13 protein-coding genes are annotated in these 17,855 nt (G+C 63.7%); 12 read left to right on the top strand and 1 reads right to left on the bottom strand.

What is annotated here, in order from left to right; genetic code table 11:
- Positions 1 to 39 precede the first annotated feature (39 nt).
- From ASG03_RS04610 to cysG, 7 genes are all read left to right on the top strand, one after another.
- Positions 40 to 1,332 carry a CmpA/NrtA family ABC transporter substrate-binding protein gene (locus ASG03_RS04610; protein ID WP_062692496.1) on the top strand — a complete coding sequence of 431 codons (1,293 nt, stop codon included), beginning with the start codon at positions 40 to 42 and terminating at the stop codon, positions 1,330 to 1,332.
- A 62-nt stretch (positions 1,333 to 1,394) separates the two neighbouring features.
- Positions 1,395 to 2,285 carry a nitrate ABC transporter permease gene (ntrB, locus tag ASG03_RS04605; protein ID WP_062692494.1) on the top strand — a complete coding sequence of 297 codons (891 nt, stop codon included), beginning with the start codon at positions 1,395 to 1,397 and terminating at the stop codon, positions 2,283 to 2,285.
- 14 nt (positions 2,286 to 2,299) lie between these two features.
- Positions 2,300 to 3,097 carry an ABC transporter ATP-binding protein gene (locus ASG03_RS04600; RefSeq protein ID WP_062470456.1) on the top strand — a complete coding sequence of 266 codons (798 nt, stop codon included), beginning with the start codon at positions 2,300 to 2,302 and terminating at the stop codon, positions 3,095 to 3,097.
- Positions 3,098 to 3,108: 11 nt separating this feature from the next.
- Positions 3,109 to 5,556, top strand: a complete 2,448-nt coding sequence (gene nirB / locus ASG03_RS04595; protein ID WP_062692487.1) for a nitrite reductase large subunit NirB — start codon at positions 3,109 to 3,111, stop codon at positions 5,554 to 5,556.
- 5 nt (positions 5,557 to 5,561) lie between these two features.
- Positions 5,562 to 5,954 (top strand): nitrite reductase small subunit NirD, encoded by a 393-nt coding sequence (gene nirD, locus ASG03_RS04590; RefSeq protein WP_443216579.1) that lies wholly within the window; start codon positions 5,562 to 5,564, stop codon positions 5,952 to 5,954.
- Positions 5,955 to 6,003: 49 nt separating this feature from the next.
- Positions 6,004 to 8,709 (top strand): nitrate reductase, encoded by a 2,706-nt coding sequence (locus ASG03_RS04585; protein WP_062692485.1) that lies wholly within the window; start codon positions 6,004 to 6,006, stop codon positions 8,707 to 8,709.
- Positions 8,681 to 10,264 (top strand): siroheme synthase CysG, encoded by a 1,584-nt coding sequence (gene cysG, locus ASG03_RS04580; protein ID WP_082475531.1) that lies wholly within the window; start codon positions 8,681 to 8,683, stop codon positions 10,262 to 10,264. The genes ASG03_RS04585 and cysG overlap by 29 nt, the downstream gene beginning before the upstream one ends.
- On the opposite strand, the gene ASG03_RS04575 is transcribed toward cysG, so the two are convergent.
- Entirely contained in the window at positions 10,230 to 11,816 is a 1,587-nt protein-coding gene (locus tag ASG03_RS04575) for a gamma-glutamyltransferase family protein (RefSeq protein WP_062693040.1), read from the bottom strand. The genes cysG and ASG03_RS04575 overlap by 35 nt on opposite strands.
- Before the next feature lie 209 nt (positions 11,817 to 12,025).
- Here ASG03_RS04575 and ASG03_RS04570 point away from each other — a divergent pair, with 209 nt between their 5' ends.
- From ASG03_RS04570 to ASG03_RS20960, 5 genes are all read left to right on the top strand, one after another.
- A complete protein-coding gene (locus tag ASG03_RS04570; RefSeq protein WP_062692483.1) occupies positions 12,026 to 13,273 on the top strand; it encodes an amidohydrolase family protein in 1,248 nt (415 codons plus the stop codon).
- Positions 13,274 to 13,955: 682 nt separating this feature from the next.
- Entirely contained in the window at positions 13,956 to 14,825 is an 870-nt protein-coding gene (locus tag ASG03_RS04565) for a hypothetical protein (RefSeq protein WP_062692481.1), read from the top strand.
- A 500-nt stretch (positions 14,826 to 15,325) separates the two neighbouring features.
- Complete coding sequence (locus ASG03_RS04560) at positions 15,326 to 15,709, top strand: hypothetical protein (RefSeq protein ID WP_156381732.1); 384 nt, start codon at positions 15,326 to 15,328, stop codon at positions 15,707 to 15,709.
- Positions 15,706 to 16,407 carry a hypothetical protein gene (locus ASG03_RS04555; protein WP_062692477.1) on the top strand — a complete coding sequence of 234 codons (702 nt, stop codon included), beginning with the start codon at positions 15,706 to 15,708 and terminating at the stop codon, positions 16,405 to 16,407. The genes ASG03_RS04560 and ASG03_RS04555 overlap by 4 nt, the downstream gene beginning before the upstream one ends.
- Complete coding sequence (locus ASG03_RS20960; protein WP_082475530.1) at positions 16,404 to 17,822, top strand: S49 family peptidase; 1,419 nt, start codon at positions 16,404 to 16,406, stop codon at positions 17,820 to 17,822. Before ASG03_RS04555 ends, ASG03_RS20960 begins: the two co-directional genes overlap by 4 nt.
- Positions 17,823 to 17,855 lie beyond the last annotated feature (33 nt).

The following is a 17,855-nucleotide window of genomic DNA, read 5'->3' as shown; positions in this document are numbered from 1 at the left end:
TTTCTCGGCCTCCGTTCGTTTCACCAGAGGATTTCTCCGATGACCCGCAGTTTCACCCCGTCCTTCACCCGCCGTTCGATCCTTAAGACCACCACGACCGCAGCCCTTGTGGCGGCCGTCAGGTCCGCCTTTCCCGGCGGCGCCTTCGCGCAAGGCACGGGCCCGGAGACCACCAAGGCAACCCTCGGCTTCATTGCGCTGACCGACAGTTCTCCGCTGATCGTCGCCAAGGAGAAGGGATTTTTCGACAAGCATGGCATGACCGAGGTGAACGTCGTCAAGCAGGCGTCCTGGGGCACGACACGCGACAATCTGGTTCTCGGCTCGGCCGGCAACGGCATCGATGGCGGGCATATCCTGACGCCCATGCCCTACCTGATTTCGACCGGCAAGGTGACCCAGAACAATCAGCCTCTGCCGATGTCGATCCTTGCCCGTCTCAATCTCGATGCCCAGGCGATCTCGGTCGGCGCGGCCTATGCGGATTTGAAGGTCGGCCTTGATTCCGGTGTGCTGAGAGAGGTCTTCGCCAAGAAGAAAGCGGACGGCGCGGCTGCCAAGGTTGCCATGACGTTTCCCGGTGGCACGCACGATCTCTGGATCCGTTACTGGCTCGCCGCCGGCGGCATCGATCCGGATACGGATGTCGAAACCATTGTCGTTCCTCCGCCGCAGATGGTTGCCAACATGAAGGTCGGCACCATGGACTGTTTCTGTGTGGGCGAGCCGTGGAATGCGCAACTGGTCAACCAGGGCATCGGCTACACCGCCGTCAATACGGCCGAGATCTGGGACAAGCATCCCGAAAAGTCCTTTGTCATGCGCAGCGACTGGGTAGAGGCGCATCCCAATGCTGCAAAGGCGCTGACCATGGCGATCATGGAAGCCCAGCAATGGTGCGACGAGATGGGCAACAAGGAAGAGCTGGCCGATATCATCGGCAAGCGCGCCTGGTTCAACGTGCCGGCCAAGGACATCGTCGGACGCCTCAAGGGCGCATACGACTACGGCAACGGCAAGGTGGTCGACCAGAGCCCGCACCTCATGAAGTTCTGGGCGGATCATGCCTCCTACCCCTACCAGAGCCACGATGCCTGGTTCCTCACCGAAGACATGCGCTGGGGAAAATATGCCGCGGATACGGACATCAAGGCCCTGATCTCCAAGGTCAACCGCGAGGATATCTGGCGCGCCGCCGCTCGGGATCTCGGCATCACCGATGTGCCGGCCTCCACATCGCGCGGTGTCGAAACCTTCTTCGACGGAAAGATCTTCGATCCGGCAAGTCCGGAAGCCTACCTGCAGAGCCTTTCAATCAAGCGGTTCGCCTGACCTGGCCCCCGGGTCGGCGCCCTGCGCGCCGGCGGCACACCCTCATTTTTCAGGAGACCGGCATGTCCGTCACCAATCTCAATACGTCCCCTTCGAAGGCGAAGCGAAGCGCACAGGTCGTCGCTTTTTCGGCGCCGGTCAAGCGACGGGCGCCATCGTCGCTCCGGCGCAGCCTGTCGGCGATCTCGGGCGATCTCGTGCCGCCGCTCGTCACGCTGATCGTCCTGCTCGCCGCGTGGGAACTGCTTTGTTCCTCTCCGACATCGAGCCTGCCGTCGCCCACACGCGTCATGGCCGAGAGCTGGGACCTGATCGTACACCCCTTCTATGTCGGCCAAGGCACCGATCAGGGGATGGCCTGGCATATCCTGGCAAGCCTCCAGCGCGTCGCCGTCGGCTATGCCATCGCGGCCGTCGTCGGCATCGCCATGGGCGTGCTTGTCGGCCAGAGCCAGTGGGCCATGAAGGGTCTCGACCCGATCTTCCAAATCCTGCGCACCGTGCCGCCGCTCGCCTGGCTACCCCTCTCGCTTGCCGCGTTCCGTGACGGCAATCCTTCGGCCATCTTCGTGATCTTCATCACGGCCGTCTGGCCGATCATCATCAACACCGCCGTCGGCATCCGCAATATTCCGCAGGACTACCAGAACGTCGCCAAGGTGTTGCGCCTCAACCAGTTCGAATATTTCGGCAAGATCATGCTGCCGGCCGCAGCCCCCTACATCTTCACCGGCCTGCGCATCGGCATCGGCCTTTCCTGGCTCGCCATCGTCGCCGCGGAAATGCTCATCGGCGGTGTCGGCATCGGCTTCTTCATCTGGGATGCGTGGAATTCCTCGCTCATCAGCGACATCATCGTCGCCCTCATCTACGTCGGCGTTGTCGGCTTCTTCCTCGATCGTCTCATCGCATTCATCGGCCGCGCGGTCACCCGCGGCACTGCAACGGCCTGAAGGAGGACGTTCCCATGGCAAAAGCCTATCTCTCCATCGAAATGGTCGACAAGTCCTTCGAGCGCAACGGCCAGATCTCGGAGGTGCTCAAGCAGATTTCGCTCGGCGTCGACAAGGGCGAGTTCATCTCGATCATCGGCCATTCCGGCTGCGGCAAGTCCACTCTGCTCAACCTCGTCGCCGGCCTGACCAAGGTCAGCAGCGGTGCTGTGCTGCTGGAGGACAAGGAGGTCTCCGAGCCCGGCCCGGAACGCGCGGTGGTGTTCCAGAATCACTCTCTGCTTCCCTGGCTCAGCGTCTACGAAAACGTGTCGCTGGCCGTCGACAAGGTCTTTGCCCGCAAGAAGACGAAGGCGGAACGTCACGACTGGGTCATGCGCAACCTCGATCTCGTGCAGATGACGCATGCCCGGGACAAGAAGCCATCCGAAGTCTCCGGCGGCATGAAGCAACGTGTCGGCATCGCCCGCGCGCTTGCCATGGAGCCGAAGGTTTTGCTGCTCGACGAGCCCTTCGGCGCGCTCGATGCGCTCACCCGCGCCCATCTGCAGGATCAGGTCATGCAGATTCACGCCAAGCTCGGCAACACCGTGTTGATGATCACCCACGATGTGGACGAGGCCGTGCTGCTGTCGGACCGCATCGTCATGATGACCAACGGCCCGGCGGCCCGCATCGGCGAAATTCTCGACGTTCCGATCGGCCGCCCACGCAATCGCATCGAGCTGGCCACCGACCGCACCTACCTGAAGTGCCGGGAAGCCGTCCTGAAATTCCTCTACGAGCGCCACCGTCTCGTGGAAGCCGCATAGGAGAGGATGAGATGAAACAGAAACTCGTCATCATCGGCAACGGCATGGCGCCCGGCCGAATGCTGGAAGAACTCTTCGAGCGGGCCCCCGGCCTTTACGACGTCGTGATCTTCAACGCCGAGCCGCGCGTCAACTACGACCGCATCATGCTCTCGCCCGTTCTCTCGGGCGAAAAGCTCTACGAAGACATCGTCATCCATGGGGATGATTGGTATGCCCGCCACGGCGTCACCCTCCACAAGGGCGCGAAGGTGACCGGCATCGACCGTACGGCCAAGACCGTGACGTCCGCAAACGGCGTGACGGAAAGCTATGACAAGCTCGTCATCGCCACGGGCTCTTTGCCCTTCATCATTCCCGTGCCCGGTCATGACCTGCCCGGCGTGTTGGCCTACCGCGACCTCGATGACGTCGAGAAGATGCTGGAGGCCACCAGGCGCGGTGGCCGGGCCATCGTCATCGGCGCGGGCCTGCTCGGGCTCGAGGCCGCCTATGGCCTGAAGCGTCAGGGCATGGATGTCACCGTCATCCACATCATGCCGACGATCATGGAGCGCCAGCTCGATCCGCCGGCCGCCTATCTGCTCGAAAAGGCCCTGAACGATCGCGGCATCGAGATCATCACCAAGGCCAATACCAAGCGCATCGTCGGTGAGGACAAGGTCGAGGGTATTGAGCTCGAAGATGGCCGGATCATCGACGGCACGATCGTCGTGATGGCCGTCGGCATCCGTCCGGCAGCCCAGCTCGCCAAGGATGCGGGTGTCGTCACCAACCGTGGAATCGTCGTGGATGACGGCATGATGACGTCGGACGGCGCGATCTTCGCCCTCGGCGAATGCGCCGAACACCGTGGGGTCTGCTACGGCCTCGTCGCGCCGCTCTATGAAAGCGCAAAGACGCTCGCCGATCGCCTGGTGGGCGGCGCTTCGGAATATCGCGGCTCCGTCGTCAACACCAAGCTGAAAGTCACGGGCATCAATCTCTTCTCGGCCGGCGACTTCGCCGAGGGTGACGATCGCGAGGAGATCGTGCTGCGCGATGCCACCGCCGGCGTCTACAAGCGCCTCGTGCTCAAGAACAATCGCATCGTCGGCGCGGTCCTCTACGGCGAGACGGCCGACGGTGCCTGGTTCTTCGACATGATCAAGCGGGGCACGGACATCTCCGAGATGCGTGACACCCTCATTTTCGGCCAAGCCTATCAGGGGGGCAGCCCGCTGGACCCTACGGCGGCCGTTGCAGCCTTGCCGGATGATGCGGAAATCTGCGGCTGCAACGGCGTCTGCAAGAGCAAGATCGTCGGGACGATCACGGCAAAGAGCCTGACATCGCTGGACGATGTGCGCGCGCACACCAAGGCGTCTGCCTCCTGCGGCTCCTGCACCGGCCTCGTCGAACAGCTGATGGCGCTGACACTGGGCGACAGCTACAATCCCTCTGCGGTCCAGCCCATGTGTACCTGCACCGAGCTCGGGCATGACGACGTGCGCCGCCTGATCGTCGCCAAGGGCCTGAAGACCATTCCCGCCGTCATGCAGGAGCTGGAATGGAAGACCTCCTGCGGCTGCGCCAAGTGCCGGCCGGCGCTCAATTACTACCTCGTTTGCGACTGGCCGGACGAGTATGCCGACGACTACCAGTCGCGCTTCATCAATGAGCGCGTTCATGCCAACATCCAGAAGGACGGCACCTATTCCGTCGTTCCGCGCATGTGGGGCGGCGTCACCAATGCAGGGGAATTGCGGGCCATCGCGGATGTGGTCGACAAGTTCGAGATCCCCATGGTGAAGGTGACCGGCGGCCAGCGCATCGACCTTCTGGGCATCCACAAGGAGGATCTGCCGGCGGTTTGGGCGGATCTCGGCAAGGCCGGCTTCGTCTCGGGTCAGGCCTATGCCAAGGGCCTGCGCACTGTGAAGACCTGTGTCGGCACGGACTGGTGCCGGTTCGGTACGCAGGATTCCACCGGGCTCGGAATCAGGCTCGAGAAGTTCATGTGGGGGTCCTGGACCCCGGCCAAGCTGAAGCTTGCGGTTTCCGGCTGTCCGCGCAACTGCGCGGAGGCGACCTGCAAGGATATCGGCGTGATCTGCGTCGACAGCGGGTACGAGATCCACTTTGCAGGCGCTGCCGGCCTCGACATCAAGGGGACCGAAGTGCTGGGGCTTGTGCCCACGGAAGACGAGGCGCTCGAGCACATCGTGGCGCTGGCGCAGATGTACCGCGAGCAGGGACGCTACCTCGAGCGGATCTACAAATGGGCAAAGCGGGTCGGACTTGATGAGATCCGCCGCCAGATCATGGGCGATTCCGAAAAGCGCAGGGGCTATTTCGACCGCTTCGTCTTTTCCCAGAAATTCGCACAGGTCGATCCCTGGTCGGAGCGCGTCTCCGGCAAGGACAAGCACGAGTTCAAGCCCATGGCCGTCGTTGGCATGGCGGAAGCGGCGGAGTGAGGACGATGGACACGAAGATCATGGGCAGGCGCGATGCGGAACGCGTTCAAGGCGGCTTCGACCGGGACTGGGTCGACATCGGCGTTCTCCACGACATTCCCCTGCGCGGCGCCCGGTGCGTCCGCACACCGCTGGGCCGGATCGCGGTTTTCCGCACGGCGGACGACCAGGTGTTTGCGATCGAGGACCGCTGCCCGCACAAGGCCGGTCCCCTGTCCCAAGGCATCGTCCACGGAACGTCGGTCACCTGCCCCCTGCACAACATGGTGATTTCGCTCGAGACCGGACAGGCACAGGGCGCCGACGAGGGCGAGGTCCGAACCATCCCGATCCGCAACCGTGATGGTCGGCTGTCCATCGCGGTCGATACGCTCGGCCTGCTCGTCGCGGCGGAATAGCGACGCTCCGATGAGGACCAATCCTCACGTCAACCCTGGGAAGATGCCGATGCCCGTCGAGATCAAGACGACCTGTCCCTATTGTGGCGTCGGCTGCGGCGTCATCGCCCGCGTCGAGGAGGATGCCGTCGTTTCCGTGCGTGGCGATCCGGACCACCCGGGCAATTTCGGTCGGCTCTGCTCCAAGGGGTCGGCGCTTGCCGAAACCATCGGTCTCGACGGGCGTCTCCTGACGCCCCGCATGGCCGGCGCGCCTGCGACCTGGGATGCGGCCCTCGACCGCGTCGCCACGACCTTCTCCGACACGATCCGGCGCTATGGGCCGGATTCCGTGGCTTTCTATGTCTCGGGCCAGCTTCTCACCGAGGACTACTACGTTGCCAACAAGCTGATGAAGGGTTTCATCGGGTCGGCGAACATCGACACCAATTCCCGCCTCTGCATGTCGTCCTCCGTCGCCGGCCATCTGCGCGCCTTCGGGTCGGATACGGTGCCGGGCACCTATGCCGATCTCGAATGCGCCGATCTCGTCGTTCTCACCGGGTCGAACCTGGCCTGGTGTCACCCGGTCCTCTTTCAGCGCCTCGTCGCTGCCAAGGCCGCACGCCCGCATATGAAGATCGTCGTCATCGACCCCCGCCGTACGGCGACATGTGATATCGCCGACCTGCATCTGGCCATCCTGCCCGACGGCGACACCATGCTCTTTGCCGGCCTGCTGGCCCATCTCGCTGCGGAAGACGCGCTGGATCAAGACTACATTGCACAGCATACCGAGGGTTTCTGGGACGCCCTTGGGCGCGTCGCGCATCTGACGCTTGCCGGCATCGCAGCGGAAACTGGGCTCGAAAGCGCGGATGTCGCGACCTTCTACGCGCTCTTCGCCAAGGCCGAGAAGACCGTCACCTGCTACAGCCAGGGGGTCAACCAGTCGTCCTCCGGCAGCGACAAGGTCAACGCCATCATCAACTGCCACCTCGTCACCGGCCGCATCGGCAGGCCCGGCATGGGCCCCTTCTCGCTGACCGGCCAGCCCAATGCCATGGGGGGACGCGAAGTGGGCGGGCTTGCCAACATGCTCGCGGCGCACATGGCAATCGAGAGCGCCAGGGATCGCGAGACCGTTCAGCGCTTCTGGCAATCGCCCGTCATGGCCAACAAGACCGGATTGAAGGCTGTAGATCTCTTCCGGGCTGTCGCCGATGGTCGTGTGAAGGCGATCTGGATCATGGCCACCAATCCTGTCGTCTCCATGCCCGAAGCCGATCTGGTCCGGGCCGCTTTGGCGGCTTGTCCTTTCGTCGTCGTCTCGGATGTGGAAGCAGAGACTGATACAACGGCCCACGCCCATGTCCTGCTGCCCTCGCTCGGCTGGGGCGAAAAGCAGGGCACGGTGACGAATTCGGAGCGTCGCATCTCGCGGCAGCGCGCCTTTCTTGCCGCGCCGGGGGAGGCGAAAGCCGACTGGTGGCAGATGGCGCAGGTCGCTGCACGCATGGGCTTCGGCGCAGCCTTTGACTTTCCGGATGCCGCCGCTGTCTTTGCCGAGCATGCCGGGCTGTCCGCCTTTGAAAACGACGGGACGCGCGATTTCGACATCGGTGCGCATGCCGGTATCTCGGCCGACGCCTATGAAGCGCTCGCGCCCTTCCAGTGGCCGCAACCGGCGGGCTTTGCGCCGGCTGCCGGCGACAGCCGGTTCTTCGCGGAGGGTCGCTTTTATCATGCGGACGGCCGGGCGCGCTTCGTGCCCGTCGTTCCCGCCCGCGATCACCGCACGACGCCAGCCTATCCCTTCACGCTCAATACCGGGCGCATCCGCGACCAGTGGCACACGATGACGCGGACCGGCAGGACGGCGCGACTGACCGCGCATCTGGCCGAGCCCTTCGTGGAGATCCATCCGGACGACGCCCGGGCGCTCGGGCTGACGCCGGCCGATCTCGTGGTGCTGGCGAGCGCGCAGGGAAGGGCCGTGCTGCGGGCCTTGGTGACCCCGCGCCAGAAGCCCGGTCACCTCTTTGCGCCCATGCATTGGAACGACCAGTTTTCCTCCGCCGGACGCATCGATGCCCTGGTGCCGGGGCTGGTGGATCCGGTCTCCGGCCAGCCCGCCTCCAAGCATGTGCCGGTCCGCGCTGCAAAGCTTGATGTCGGGCTTTACGGCTTTGCCATCTCGCTCGAAAAGCCGAGACTGTCCGGATCCTCCTCCCGTCCGCTCGTCTATCACGCGCTGGCACGCGCGGCCGGCGGCTGGCGCCTGGAGTTTGCGGCTGCACCCCTGTCTCTTGAGGAGGAGGGCGGGGCGCAGGATCGCGACTGGACCGGGTGGAGTGTCGACACGCTCGGCATTCCCCCGGGCCTTGAACCCCTCGGCTACCGCGACGCCGTCACCGGCCAGATCCGGATGGCCTTCTTCGATGGCGAACGCCTCCTCGGTGCCGTCTTTCTCAGCCCGCGCCCGGTCGCGGTCGCTCGCAACTGGGCCATCTCCCAGCTGAACGCCTCCCATTCCGATCTCCGGCGTCGTTTTGCCGTCGTCGCGGGCCGTCCGGGTGCCGAAGCGGTCGATCCCGGCGCGACGGTCTGTTCCTGTTTCAATGTCGGCATCAACCAGATCGTCAGTGCTGCGGCCGGCGGTTGCCGCACGGTCGAGGCCATCGGCAAGGCGCTGAACGCCGGCACCAACTGCGGCTCCTGCCGCGCAGAGATCAGGGAGATCCTTCATGGAACACGTATCGCTGCTGCGGAGTGAGAACACCGCCTCCCGCGACGGATCGCCATTGAACGCGACGGCCCGTGTCGAGGCTCTCGCCAAGCTGCCGGTCTTCTGGGGGCTCGAAGGCAAGCGCGTCGTCCTTGCCGGCGGCACGGAAGGGGCGTGCTGGAAGGCAGAGCTTCTCGCGGCCTGTGGCGCGGAGGTCCATGTCTTTGCACCCGACGACATGCTCTGCGACGTCTTTGCCGATATGCTCGGGCGTCATGCGCAGGAGCGCGCGGCGGGCCGGGCGCGCGGCGCTTTCGTCCATCACGCACGACAATGGTCGGCGGATGTCCTGTCCGGTGCCGCGCTCGCCATCGCCGATTGCGACGCGCAGGACGAGGCGCGCGCATTCCACGACGCCGCGATTGCGGCCGGCGTACCGGTCAACGTCATCGACAAGCCGACCTTCTGCCAGTTCCAGTTCGGCTCGATCGTCAATCGTTCGCCGGTCGTCGTCGCGATCTCAACCGATGGCGCCGCGCCGATCCTGGCGCAGGCCATCCGCCGGCGCATCGAGACGCTTCTGCCGCAGAGCATCAAAGCCTGGTCGGTGCTCGCCCAGTCGCTGCGCGATGCGGTCGCCGCGCGGCTCACGCCGGGGCCGGAGCGTCGCGCCTTCTGGGAGTCTTTCGTCGATCGGGCCTTCACCAGCCTGCCATCCCCCGAAAGCGCCGCGAACCTGATCGCCGATGCCGACCGCCTTGCCGCCGGCCGCAGAGCCACGAGCGATGCGCCTGTGATCGGCAAGGTCACGCTGGTCGGCGCCGGTCCGGGCGATGCGGAGCTCTTGACCCTGAAGGCCGTGCGCGCGCTTCAGGCCGCTGATGTCATCCTGTTCGACGACCTTGTCTCCGCCGATGTGCTCGAACTCGCCCGCCGCGAGGCCAAGCGCATGCTGGTCGGCAAACGGGGCGGGCGGACGAGCTGCAAGCAGGAGGACATCAACGCCATGATGATCACCTTCGCCAAGGCCGGCAAGACCGTCGTCCGCCTGAAGAGCGGCGACCCCATGGTCTTCGGCCGTGCCGGGGAGGAGATCGCCTGTCTCAAGTCGCATGGCATTCCGGTGGATGTCGTGCCCGGCATCACAGCGGCCAGCGGGCTGGCTGCGCGGCTCGGCGTGTCGCTCACCCACCGCGATCACACCCACGCCGTCCGCTTCATCACCGGCCACTCGCGCAACGGCTGTCTGCCGACGGATATCGACTGGCGCGCCTGCGCCGACCCGCGCACCACGACCGTGTTCTACATGGGTGGACGGACAGCCCCCGCCATTGCCGCGCGCCTGATGGCCGAGGGCATGAGCGCCGACATGCCGGTCGTCATCGCCTCCAGCATCAGCCGTGCGGACGAGCGCCACTGGCATGGCACGCTTTCGACTCTGCCTATCGGCATTGCCGACATCGGCACCGACAATCCCGTGCTGATCGCTGTCGGGCCCGTGTTTCCAGGCGCGACCGCAGGATCGGCCACGGTTCCACAGGACGAGGGATCACCCATGCTGCGCGCGGCTAGCGAGCCGGCGACATATCCGGTTCGGGCGTGACCGCAATGGCGAGGCCGTCCCCGCGCGGATCATGCGCGCCTTCGAAGGTCCCGTCGGCGTTGACACGAATGATCCCCGCCTGTCCGGCAATCGGGCTCCGCGCGGGTAGGGGCGACAGGAGATGGCCACGGTCGGCCAGCGCTGTCAGCACAGGTTCGCCGACGTCCGCCTCCAGCTTCAGGCTGTCGCGGCTGTCGGAAAACGTCTTGCCGAGCAGAAAGCGCGGTCCGGCCAGCGCCTGGGCGGGATCCTCGCCAAAATCGATCATCCGGGTCAGCAGCATCGCGAGCGTCTGAGGCTGCCCGTCAGCCCCTTGCGTTCCGTAGATCAGCTCGGGGCGGCCATGGCGCAGGCCAAGGCCTGGATTGAGCGTGTAGAACGGCCGCTTGCCCGGCGCCAGCGTGTTGGGATGGCCGGGATCAAGCGAGAAGGCAGCGCCGCGGTTCTGCCAGAGAATGCCGGTATCGCCGACCACCACGCCGCTTCCCCAGTCGAAATAGGTGCTCTGGAGCACGCTGACGCTGCGTCCCGCCGCATCGCTCGCGCCGAAGAACACGGTATCGCCGGTCTGAAACACATGCGGCCAGGCCTTGGCTTTCGCGAGATCGATGGCCTGGGCCCGCGTCCTCAGATGGTCCGGATCGAGCAGCGCATCGATCCGCTGGGTGCCGCCATCGGGATCGGCAATGCCGTTGCGGTCGAGAAAGGCCTGCTTCACGGCCTCCACGCAGAGATGGAGATGATCGGCACGTCCGGCCTCGAGCGCAGCGAGATCGAAATGGGAGAGAATCCCCATGATCGCAAGCGTGGTCACGCCCTGTGTCGGTGGCGGCGGCGCCAGCAGCTCCAGGTCCCGATAGGAAAGGCTTGCCGGCGTCTCTTCGCGCGTCCGTGTTGCGGCCAGGTCCGCTGCGGTCAGCGGAGAACCCGCTGCGCGCAGACCGTCGGCGATCGCTTCGGCGAGCGGCCCGGCGTAGAAGGCACGTGGCCCCTCCGCCGCCAGCCGTTCGAGCGTCCGGGCAAGCTGCGGCTGGCGAAAGGTCGTTCCGATCACGGGAGCCGCGCCGCCCGGCATGAACACCGGGGCAAATCCCGGCCAGGTTCGGGCCTCGGCATGGCGGAAGTCGAGCCAGAAGGCCTGCGATGCCGTCACCGGAAAGCCATCGCCTGCAAAGCCGATGGCATCCGCGAGCAGGCTCGGGAAGGTGCGCGTGCCGCCCCAGTTCTTTTCCGAATAGGCGAGCGCATGCCCCCAGCTGTCGACCACGCAGGCGGTGGTCAGAGCCGAGCCCGGTCCGCGGACGGGAATGGTGGCTTCGTCCCCAGCTCGTGCCGGTAACTGACGCGCCGACTGGCCAATTCCGAGGAAGCAACGCCGCCCCCCGTCCGGGTCGGCGACGATCCAGACAGCATCTCCCCCGAGGCCGCAGAAATGCGGATAGAGCACGGCGATGGCAGCACCCGTGGCAATGCAGGCCTCGAGCGCATTGCCGCCTTCGCGCAGCACGCGTGCGCCTGCTTCGCTCGCCAGCGCATGCGGGCTCGTGACCATGCCGCCGCGCCCGCGTGCAAGGCGCGATCGGGTCGTGCCGGACGTTTCCGTGGATGGACCTCTGCTCATCGCCTCATCGCTATCTCCGGTCTTGCGTTCCCGCAAGAACCCGTTTCAACTTCGCCGACCCTTGCTGCAGGGCCCGGAACGGACTCGATCCGGGTGCGGCCTGCCGGGCATTTGAAGGCTGAACCGATCGCGAGGCAACCATGACCATCGATTTCGTGATCCGCAATGCCCGCCTGCAGGGAAGGGAAGGCCTCGACGACATCGCTTTTGCGGGCGGCGTCATCACCGGTATCGCCGCGAGCGCGACACGCGCCTTTGTGTGCGATGCGCCGGAGCGTGATGCCATGGGCAATCTTCTCTGTCGCGGCCTCGTCGAGACCCATCTCCATCTGGACAAGGCCGGGATCATCGGCCGGTGTAACCTCTGCACCGGCACGCTGGCTGAGGCGGTTGCGGAAACCGCCCGCGCCAAGGCCGCTTTCACCGAGGCCGATGTCTACGAACGGGCTGCCCATGTTGTGGATCAGGCGATCGTCAACGGCACGAACCGCATCCGCACCTTTGTCGAGATCGACGGACGCGCCGGCTTTCGCTCGTTCGAGGCGATCCGCCAACTGCGCATCGATTACTGGGCCCTAATCGACATCGAGATCTGTGCCTTCGTGCAGGAGGGGCTGACGAACGACCCCGGCACGCTGGAGATGCTGGAGACAGCCTTGCAGTCCGGCGCGGATCTCGTCGGCGGTTGCCCCTATACCGATCCGGATCCGCAGGCGCACATCGCCGCCATCTTCGATCTTGCGGACCGCCATGGCGTTCCGGTCGATTTCCACCTGGATTTTGACCTTGATCCGCAGCAAGGCGATCTCCCGACGGTCATCACGGAGACGGTGCGGCGCGGTCATCAGGGGCGGGTCTCCGTGGGCCACGTCACCAAGCTGTCCGCACTCCCGCCCGATCGCTTTGCCATGACCGCGCAGGAGATCGCGGACGCCGGCATCGCCGTCACCGTCCTGCCGGCGACCGACCTCTTTCTCACCGGTCGGAACGCCACCCATCTCGTTCCCCGCGGCGTCGCACCGGCGCACCGGCTGGCGAGCCATGGGGTGCTGACGACGCTTTCCACCAACAACGTCCTCAATCCCTTCACGCCCTTCGGCGACATGTCGCTGCTCCGCATGGCAAATCTCTATGCCAACATCGCACAGCTGGGAACGGATCAGGCCCTTGCCGGTGTCTTCAACATGATCACGCGCAATGCAGAACGGCTGTTGGGCGTCAACGCCGCAGTGCCGAAGGTCGGAGATCCCGCAACGCTGGCCCTGCTCTCCGCACCCTCCGGCGCGAGCGCGATCGCCGGTCCGGCAACGGCCGTCGCCGGGTGGAAGAACGGCCGGCAGACGTTCGACCGCCCACCGCCCCGGCTCTTTCGCGACGCCTTATCCTGACGAAGGAAGGGTCGACGCGACCCCGGCGAGGTGTTCACCATTGCGGCATCGGTCTAGGAAGCGCCTCGCAGCCGCGATCATTCCATCCAGCGTCTCCGTCCATATCGAAAGCTCTGTCGTGGTGGGAGCGAAGGAACCGATGAACGAGCGGCGCTGGCCAGGGCCCGTCGCAGGGTCAGTTCTCCACAATCAGTCAGGCTATTGGCACGCCTGCGTCAAAGCCGCGCTAACCTGAAACCGCGGCAGGCATGATGGGCCTTCAAGGGACAGCAATTCTGCAGGCTGCGCGCGACAGGCGCTAGCGTATGTCCAGCGCAGGCGGGATCAAAGAGCACCTTAAAAACCAGGCATTTTGAGAACGTTAATGGTGCCCGGAGGCGGATTTGAACCACCGACACGCGGATTTTCAATCCCGTGCTACTACTGGTTTTGCCCCACCTTACGCCGAAAAAGCTGTCAAACCCGACTGCGATAAACAAGACCTTAGCCCGCTTTTGTCAAACGATACTGATACGGTTTCAGCTCGCTTAGAGCGGGCCGTCGCATGGCTTTCGCAGCACCTCGATAGCTGCCCCCGTCCAATCATTCATTACGTGAAGCAGTCATATGGCCTCGGGAATTGCGACGCCGTCGAAGCCGTACGCCTGGCTCGCGTCGCGCGGCAGGAAGCGCCGGCCGACTGATGCCGCCGCGTACGAAGACCGACCGACTGAAGGGCGACGTCACAGCCGCCTTCAAGGTGATTTCGTCAGGTCACCTTGGGCTGACGCGCGCCGAGATGTTCGTTGCAAACGCGATCCTGCGCCATGTGGGCGCGAAGGACGACACGTGCTTTCCGTCTGTTGAGCGCCTGGCTGCAATGTCGAAGATTGCGCCCCGCAATGTGATCAACGCGACCAACGCGCTCTGCACCGGGCCCGGTCGCCTCTTCGACAAGTTCCGGAAGGCTGGCAAGGGCAAAACGAGCACGTGCAATTACACCCCGAGGTGGCAGCGATTTCGCGAACTGGAAAGCGATATCGAGGACATTTTCATGGGCCGCCACGAGGACGATGAGGGCTCGAATAGTGACGCTAGCGTCACTTTGAATAGTGACGCTAGCGTCACCCTAACTCCTGTACAGTTAACTCCTGTTTATCACCCACTGAGCCCTACAGCGTCTCAGGCGTCGAGTTCTGTTGCTGAGCCAGAACCGGAAACGCAGAGCGAGCCGAAGCGAAGATCGGCTCTTGATGATGATAGAATTCGCCTCAAGGTTGTACCCAGGTCTAACGCTCCGATGCGCGGTGAGCGAAAGGCCAGCGAACGATGGAACGCAGATCTCCTGCGCTGCGGTCAGCGGATCTACGGCGAAGTGATCGAGTGGTTGCCTGAAGCTGTAGCGGATGAGGCCACGCAAGAGGAGCGCCAGAAGTACCACCAAGGCGCTGCCCACATCGCACGCAGACTGCTGGAAGCCGGTCACCTTGACCTCGCCGCATGCGTCTCGATGGCAGCAGGAGGGCAGAGCGATGATGGACGGCGCGCGGCGCGGCGAGATGCCGCCGGATGACGGGAACGGGGGGGTGGTCGAAAGTCGAGGAGGCCGAGGGTCTAGACCGGTGGGTGTGCTTTCTTGCGTCGCCGCGAAATTGGCGAAAAAGTTTTTTGTGCGGTGATGATGATGGCGAATGACGAATTACATCTATTATTCCACGGCTTAGTTGTCGCTGTCACAGCTAAGGCGCCGAAATGCAACGAGTGTGAGCGTGAATTTGTCGCGCCGAAGAGGCGCGGTCGGCCGGTCGCATTTTGCTCGGCTTCCTGCCGAGCTGTAGCTAAGGCAGCTCAGCGGAAAGCGTGGGGCAGGGCCAATCGTCGCGTTGGGCCGGCACAGTCACTCGCCTGTCGGCAATGCCAAAACGATTTCCGCCCGCCGCAACGGAAGGCCGGGAGAGTGCCCCACTTCTGCTCGACGCATTGCCGCCGCGCGAGCCTGAACGGAAAGCCGCCCGGCCAGCACACGCCAGAGGCCAGAGATCTCTTTGCCTGCTTGGTTCCTGAGGCACTCCGATGACAGGTGGCAACGCTGCTTTGTGGGCGCTGACTCAGACGGTAGTTGCCTCTGCCTCTCAGGTTTCCGCTGGAGAAATGGCGGTGGCGATTGACGATCTTCTCAGGCTGCTGGCGCACAAGACCGGCAATGCTGATTTCTTGCGAGCAGCCAACGCCCTTCATCGTCAGCCCGCCGGCCGGCCTTCGATCGATGACGCCAAGCTTATCGGGGAGGCTCTTTGGCTCCATCGGAATGGCAAGGCAAAGACGATCAATCAGGCCTTGATGAAGGTGGCTCGCACGGTCGCGGATGAGGGTGGCGTGAAGTCCGTCGCCGAACGTCTCCGACGCAAGATGCACGCTGCTGCGAAATCTCTTCCACGAAATAGTTTTAGTGGATGACCAACGGCGTCACCATTGCCGCCATCAGCAACCGAGGAACGAAGATGAACACTCAACCCCGAAGCTTTGCCGCCGTGAACCTGCCTGACGTGCCGCGCCTTGAAGACGTGTCGGAGGTGTATGCCGGCCTGTCCGTTAAGCTCCATGACCTCTACCGGAAACTGCGCGCTGTGCAGGACGAAAGCGCCGAGCTTGTCCAGGCATATCGCTCGCGCGCTCGTCCGCGCTTTACGTCCGATTTCCGGGCTCCGGACGTCGCGCCGAATGATCGGATTGCAGCGCTGTTGGGCGACGCGCCGGCAGTTGCCGATGAGCCGATGTCTCTGGAACGTCAGATGGCGCAGCTTGAGCAGCGGGAGGCAGACATTCAGTCGGCAATCCAAGTCGTCTCCGCTCGCATGACGGATGCGCGCATGGAGGCTTCTACGAAGATCTGCGATACTGTGATGCCGCACTTGAACGGCCTGTTGACCGAACTCGCCGGAAAGATGGCAGAGGTCGCTCACCTGGCTATCAAGTACCGGTCCTACGGTGATGCCCTGAATATGGCAAACATCGCATGGTCGCAGACTGACCCGATCTATCTCAATGTCGGCGGGGCGAATGACCCTGCGGGTCCGTTCGCGCTCTGGCTGAAGGCTGCTGTCCAGCGCGGCTATATCGCCGCCGAAAGCCTTCCGAAGGAGATGCGCCGATGAGATACGCACACATTATGGCGGCTCTTATGGAAGAGCGCTGGGCGATCGATAAGAACAAGCTTCAATTGATGCTTGACTTCATGAGCGACCAATCTTCCGGCATCAAGTACGATGCAGACGATGTAGCTGCGCGGATCGGCGCGAGACCCCAGGCCGCTGCCAAGTCGAAGCAGGGTGTGGTCGCGATAATCGGCCTGCGCGGGGTCATCAGCAATCGCATGAGCATGATGGGTGACATATCCGGTGGGACAAGCACCGAGGCATTCGGGAAGGTCTTTAAGGACGCCATTGCTGACGATGGGGTCAAGGCCATCATCATCGATACCGACAGCGGCGGCGGCGCCGTCAGCGGGGTCGATGAACTCAGTTCTCTCATTTACGCCAGTCGAAGTAAGAAGACTATTATTGCTCACGTGAATGCCGTTGCGGCTTCGGCGGCATACTGGATTTGCAGCGCTGCCAGCGAGGTCGTAATCACGCCGTCGGGCATGGTGGGTTCCATCGGAGTATTCACGATCCGCGACGATGTGAGTGGAGCGTTGGAGAAGGCTGGTATCCGTAAGACGATCATCAGTGCAGGCGAGCGTAAGGTTGATGGCAATCCGTACTCGGCAATGTCTGACGATGTCCGGGACCGCATTCAGCAGCGGATCAATGATGCCTACGACATGTTTGTGAGCGCAGTTGCCAGAAATCGTGGTGTCAGCGTCGCTGTAGTGCGCGAAAAGTTCGGGAAGGGCGATATCGTCGTCGCACGTCCGGCGCTTGCTGTCGGTATGGTCGATCGGATCGAGACGCTGGATGCGACAATCCAACGTCTGCACGAAACCAATTACGAGCTTCCTCGCCGCCCTGCACCGAGCCGGGATTTGCGCAAGTCGGAACTCGACCAGGGCGAGCGGCTGGCAGCCTTACGTGTAAAGCTCGAAAGCGAGACCCCGCTTTTGCAACTGAGGGGCTACGCGACGGTTTTTGATAGCGTTGGGACGATTTCGCACTACGGTCCGATGGAATATGCTGCCGGCGCGTTTCCCGCTGACCTCTGCGCACCACTCGTGATCGACCACGACATGAAACATAAGGTCAGCCCATCGCATCGGGTCTCCATCAAGAGAGACGCAAAGGGCCTTTTCATGGTTTGTGATATTCACGCTGATGCAGCTGGTCGCGCAACATTGGAAACCTACCTTCGCGGTAGAAAATCTCTGAGCATCTCCGCAAAGCCTACCAAGTCTGTCAGTCGAATGGCCGGTGCTGATAAAGTCATGCGCGTTGTAGAGGCGCACCTGATGGAGGTCAGTTTGGTTGACCATGGGGCGTTCAAAGGTACGAATGCCACGCTTCATGCCATGAACGGCCTCGACCTCGGAACTGCAGTCGCGCGGGTGAAAGCCGGCGCACTTGCTGAGGTATGAGCGTCAGCGCTACCGCGAACATTCTCGTGAGAT

This window comes from Rhizobium sp. Leaf341 (genome assembly GCF_001424325.1).
In the GTDB taxonomy this organism is placed as follows: Bacteria; Pseudomonadota; Alphaproteobacteria; order Rhizobiales; family Rhizobiaceae; genus Ferranicluibacter.
The sequence above is the reverse complement of the archived record's forward strand: the minus strand, read 5'-3'. Positions and strand labels throughout refer to the sequence as shown.

Coding starts and splice junctions, on each gene's coding strand:
- ASG03_RS04610 (WP_062692496.1), top strand. CDS start 40: ATGACCCGCAGTTTCACCCCGTCCTTCACCCGCCGTTCGATCCTTAAG.
- ntrB (WP_062692494.1), top strand. CDS start 1,395: ATGTCCGTCACCAATCTCAATACGTCCCCTTCGAAGGCGAAGCGAAGC.
- ASG03_RS04600 (WP_062470456.1), top strand. CDS start 2,300: ATGGCAAAAGCCTATCTCTCCATCGAAATGGTCGACAAGTCCTTCGAG.
- nirB (WP_062692487.1), top strand. CDS start 3,109: ATGAAACAGAAACTCGTCATCATCGGCAACGGCATGGCGCCCGGCCGA.
- nirD (WP_443216579.1), top strand. CDS start 5,562: ATGGACACGAAGATCATGGGCAGGCGCGATGCGGAACGCGTTCAAGGC.
- ASG03_RS04585 (WP_062692485.1), top strand. CDS start 6,004: ATGCCCGTCGAGATCAAGACGACCTGTCCCTATTGTGGCGTCGGCTGC.
- cysG (WP_082475531.1), top strand. CDS start 8,681: ATGGAACACGTATCGCTGCTGCGGAGTGAGAACACCGCCTCCCGCGAC.
- ASG03_RS04575 (WP_062693040.1), bottom strand. CDS start 11,816: ATGGTCACGAGCCCGCATGCGCTGGCGAGCGAAGCAGGCGCACGCGTG.
- ASG03_RS04570 (WP_062692483.1), top strand. CDS start 12,026: ATGACCATCGATTTCGTGATCCGCAATGCCCGCCTGCAGGGAAGGGAA.
- ASG03_RS04565 (WP_062692481.1), top strand. CDS start 13,956: ATGCCGCCGCGTACGAAGACCGACCGACTGAAGGGCGACGTCACAGCC.
- ASG03_RS04560 (WP_156381732.1), top strand. CDS start 15,326: ATGACAGGTGGCAACGCTGCTTTGTGGGCGCTGACTCAGACGGTAGTT.
- ASG03_RS04555 (WP_062692477.1), top strand. CDS start 15,706: ATGACCAACGGCGTCACCATTGCCGCCATCAGCAACCGAGGAACGAAG.
- ASG03_RS20960 (WP_082475530.1), top strand. CDS start 16,404: ATGAGATACGCACACATTATGGCGGCTCTTATGGAAGAGCGCTGGGCG.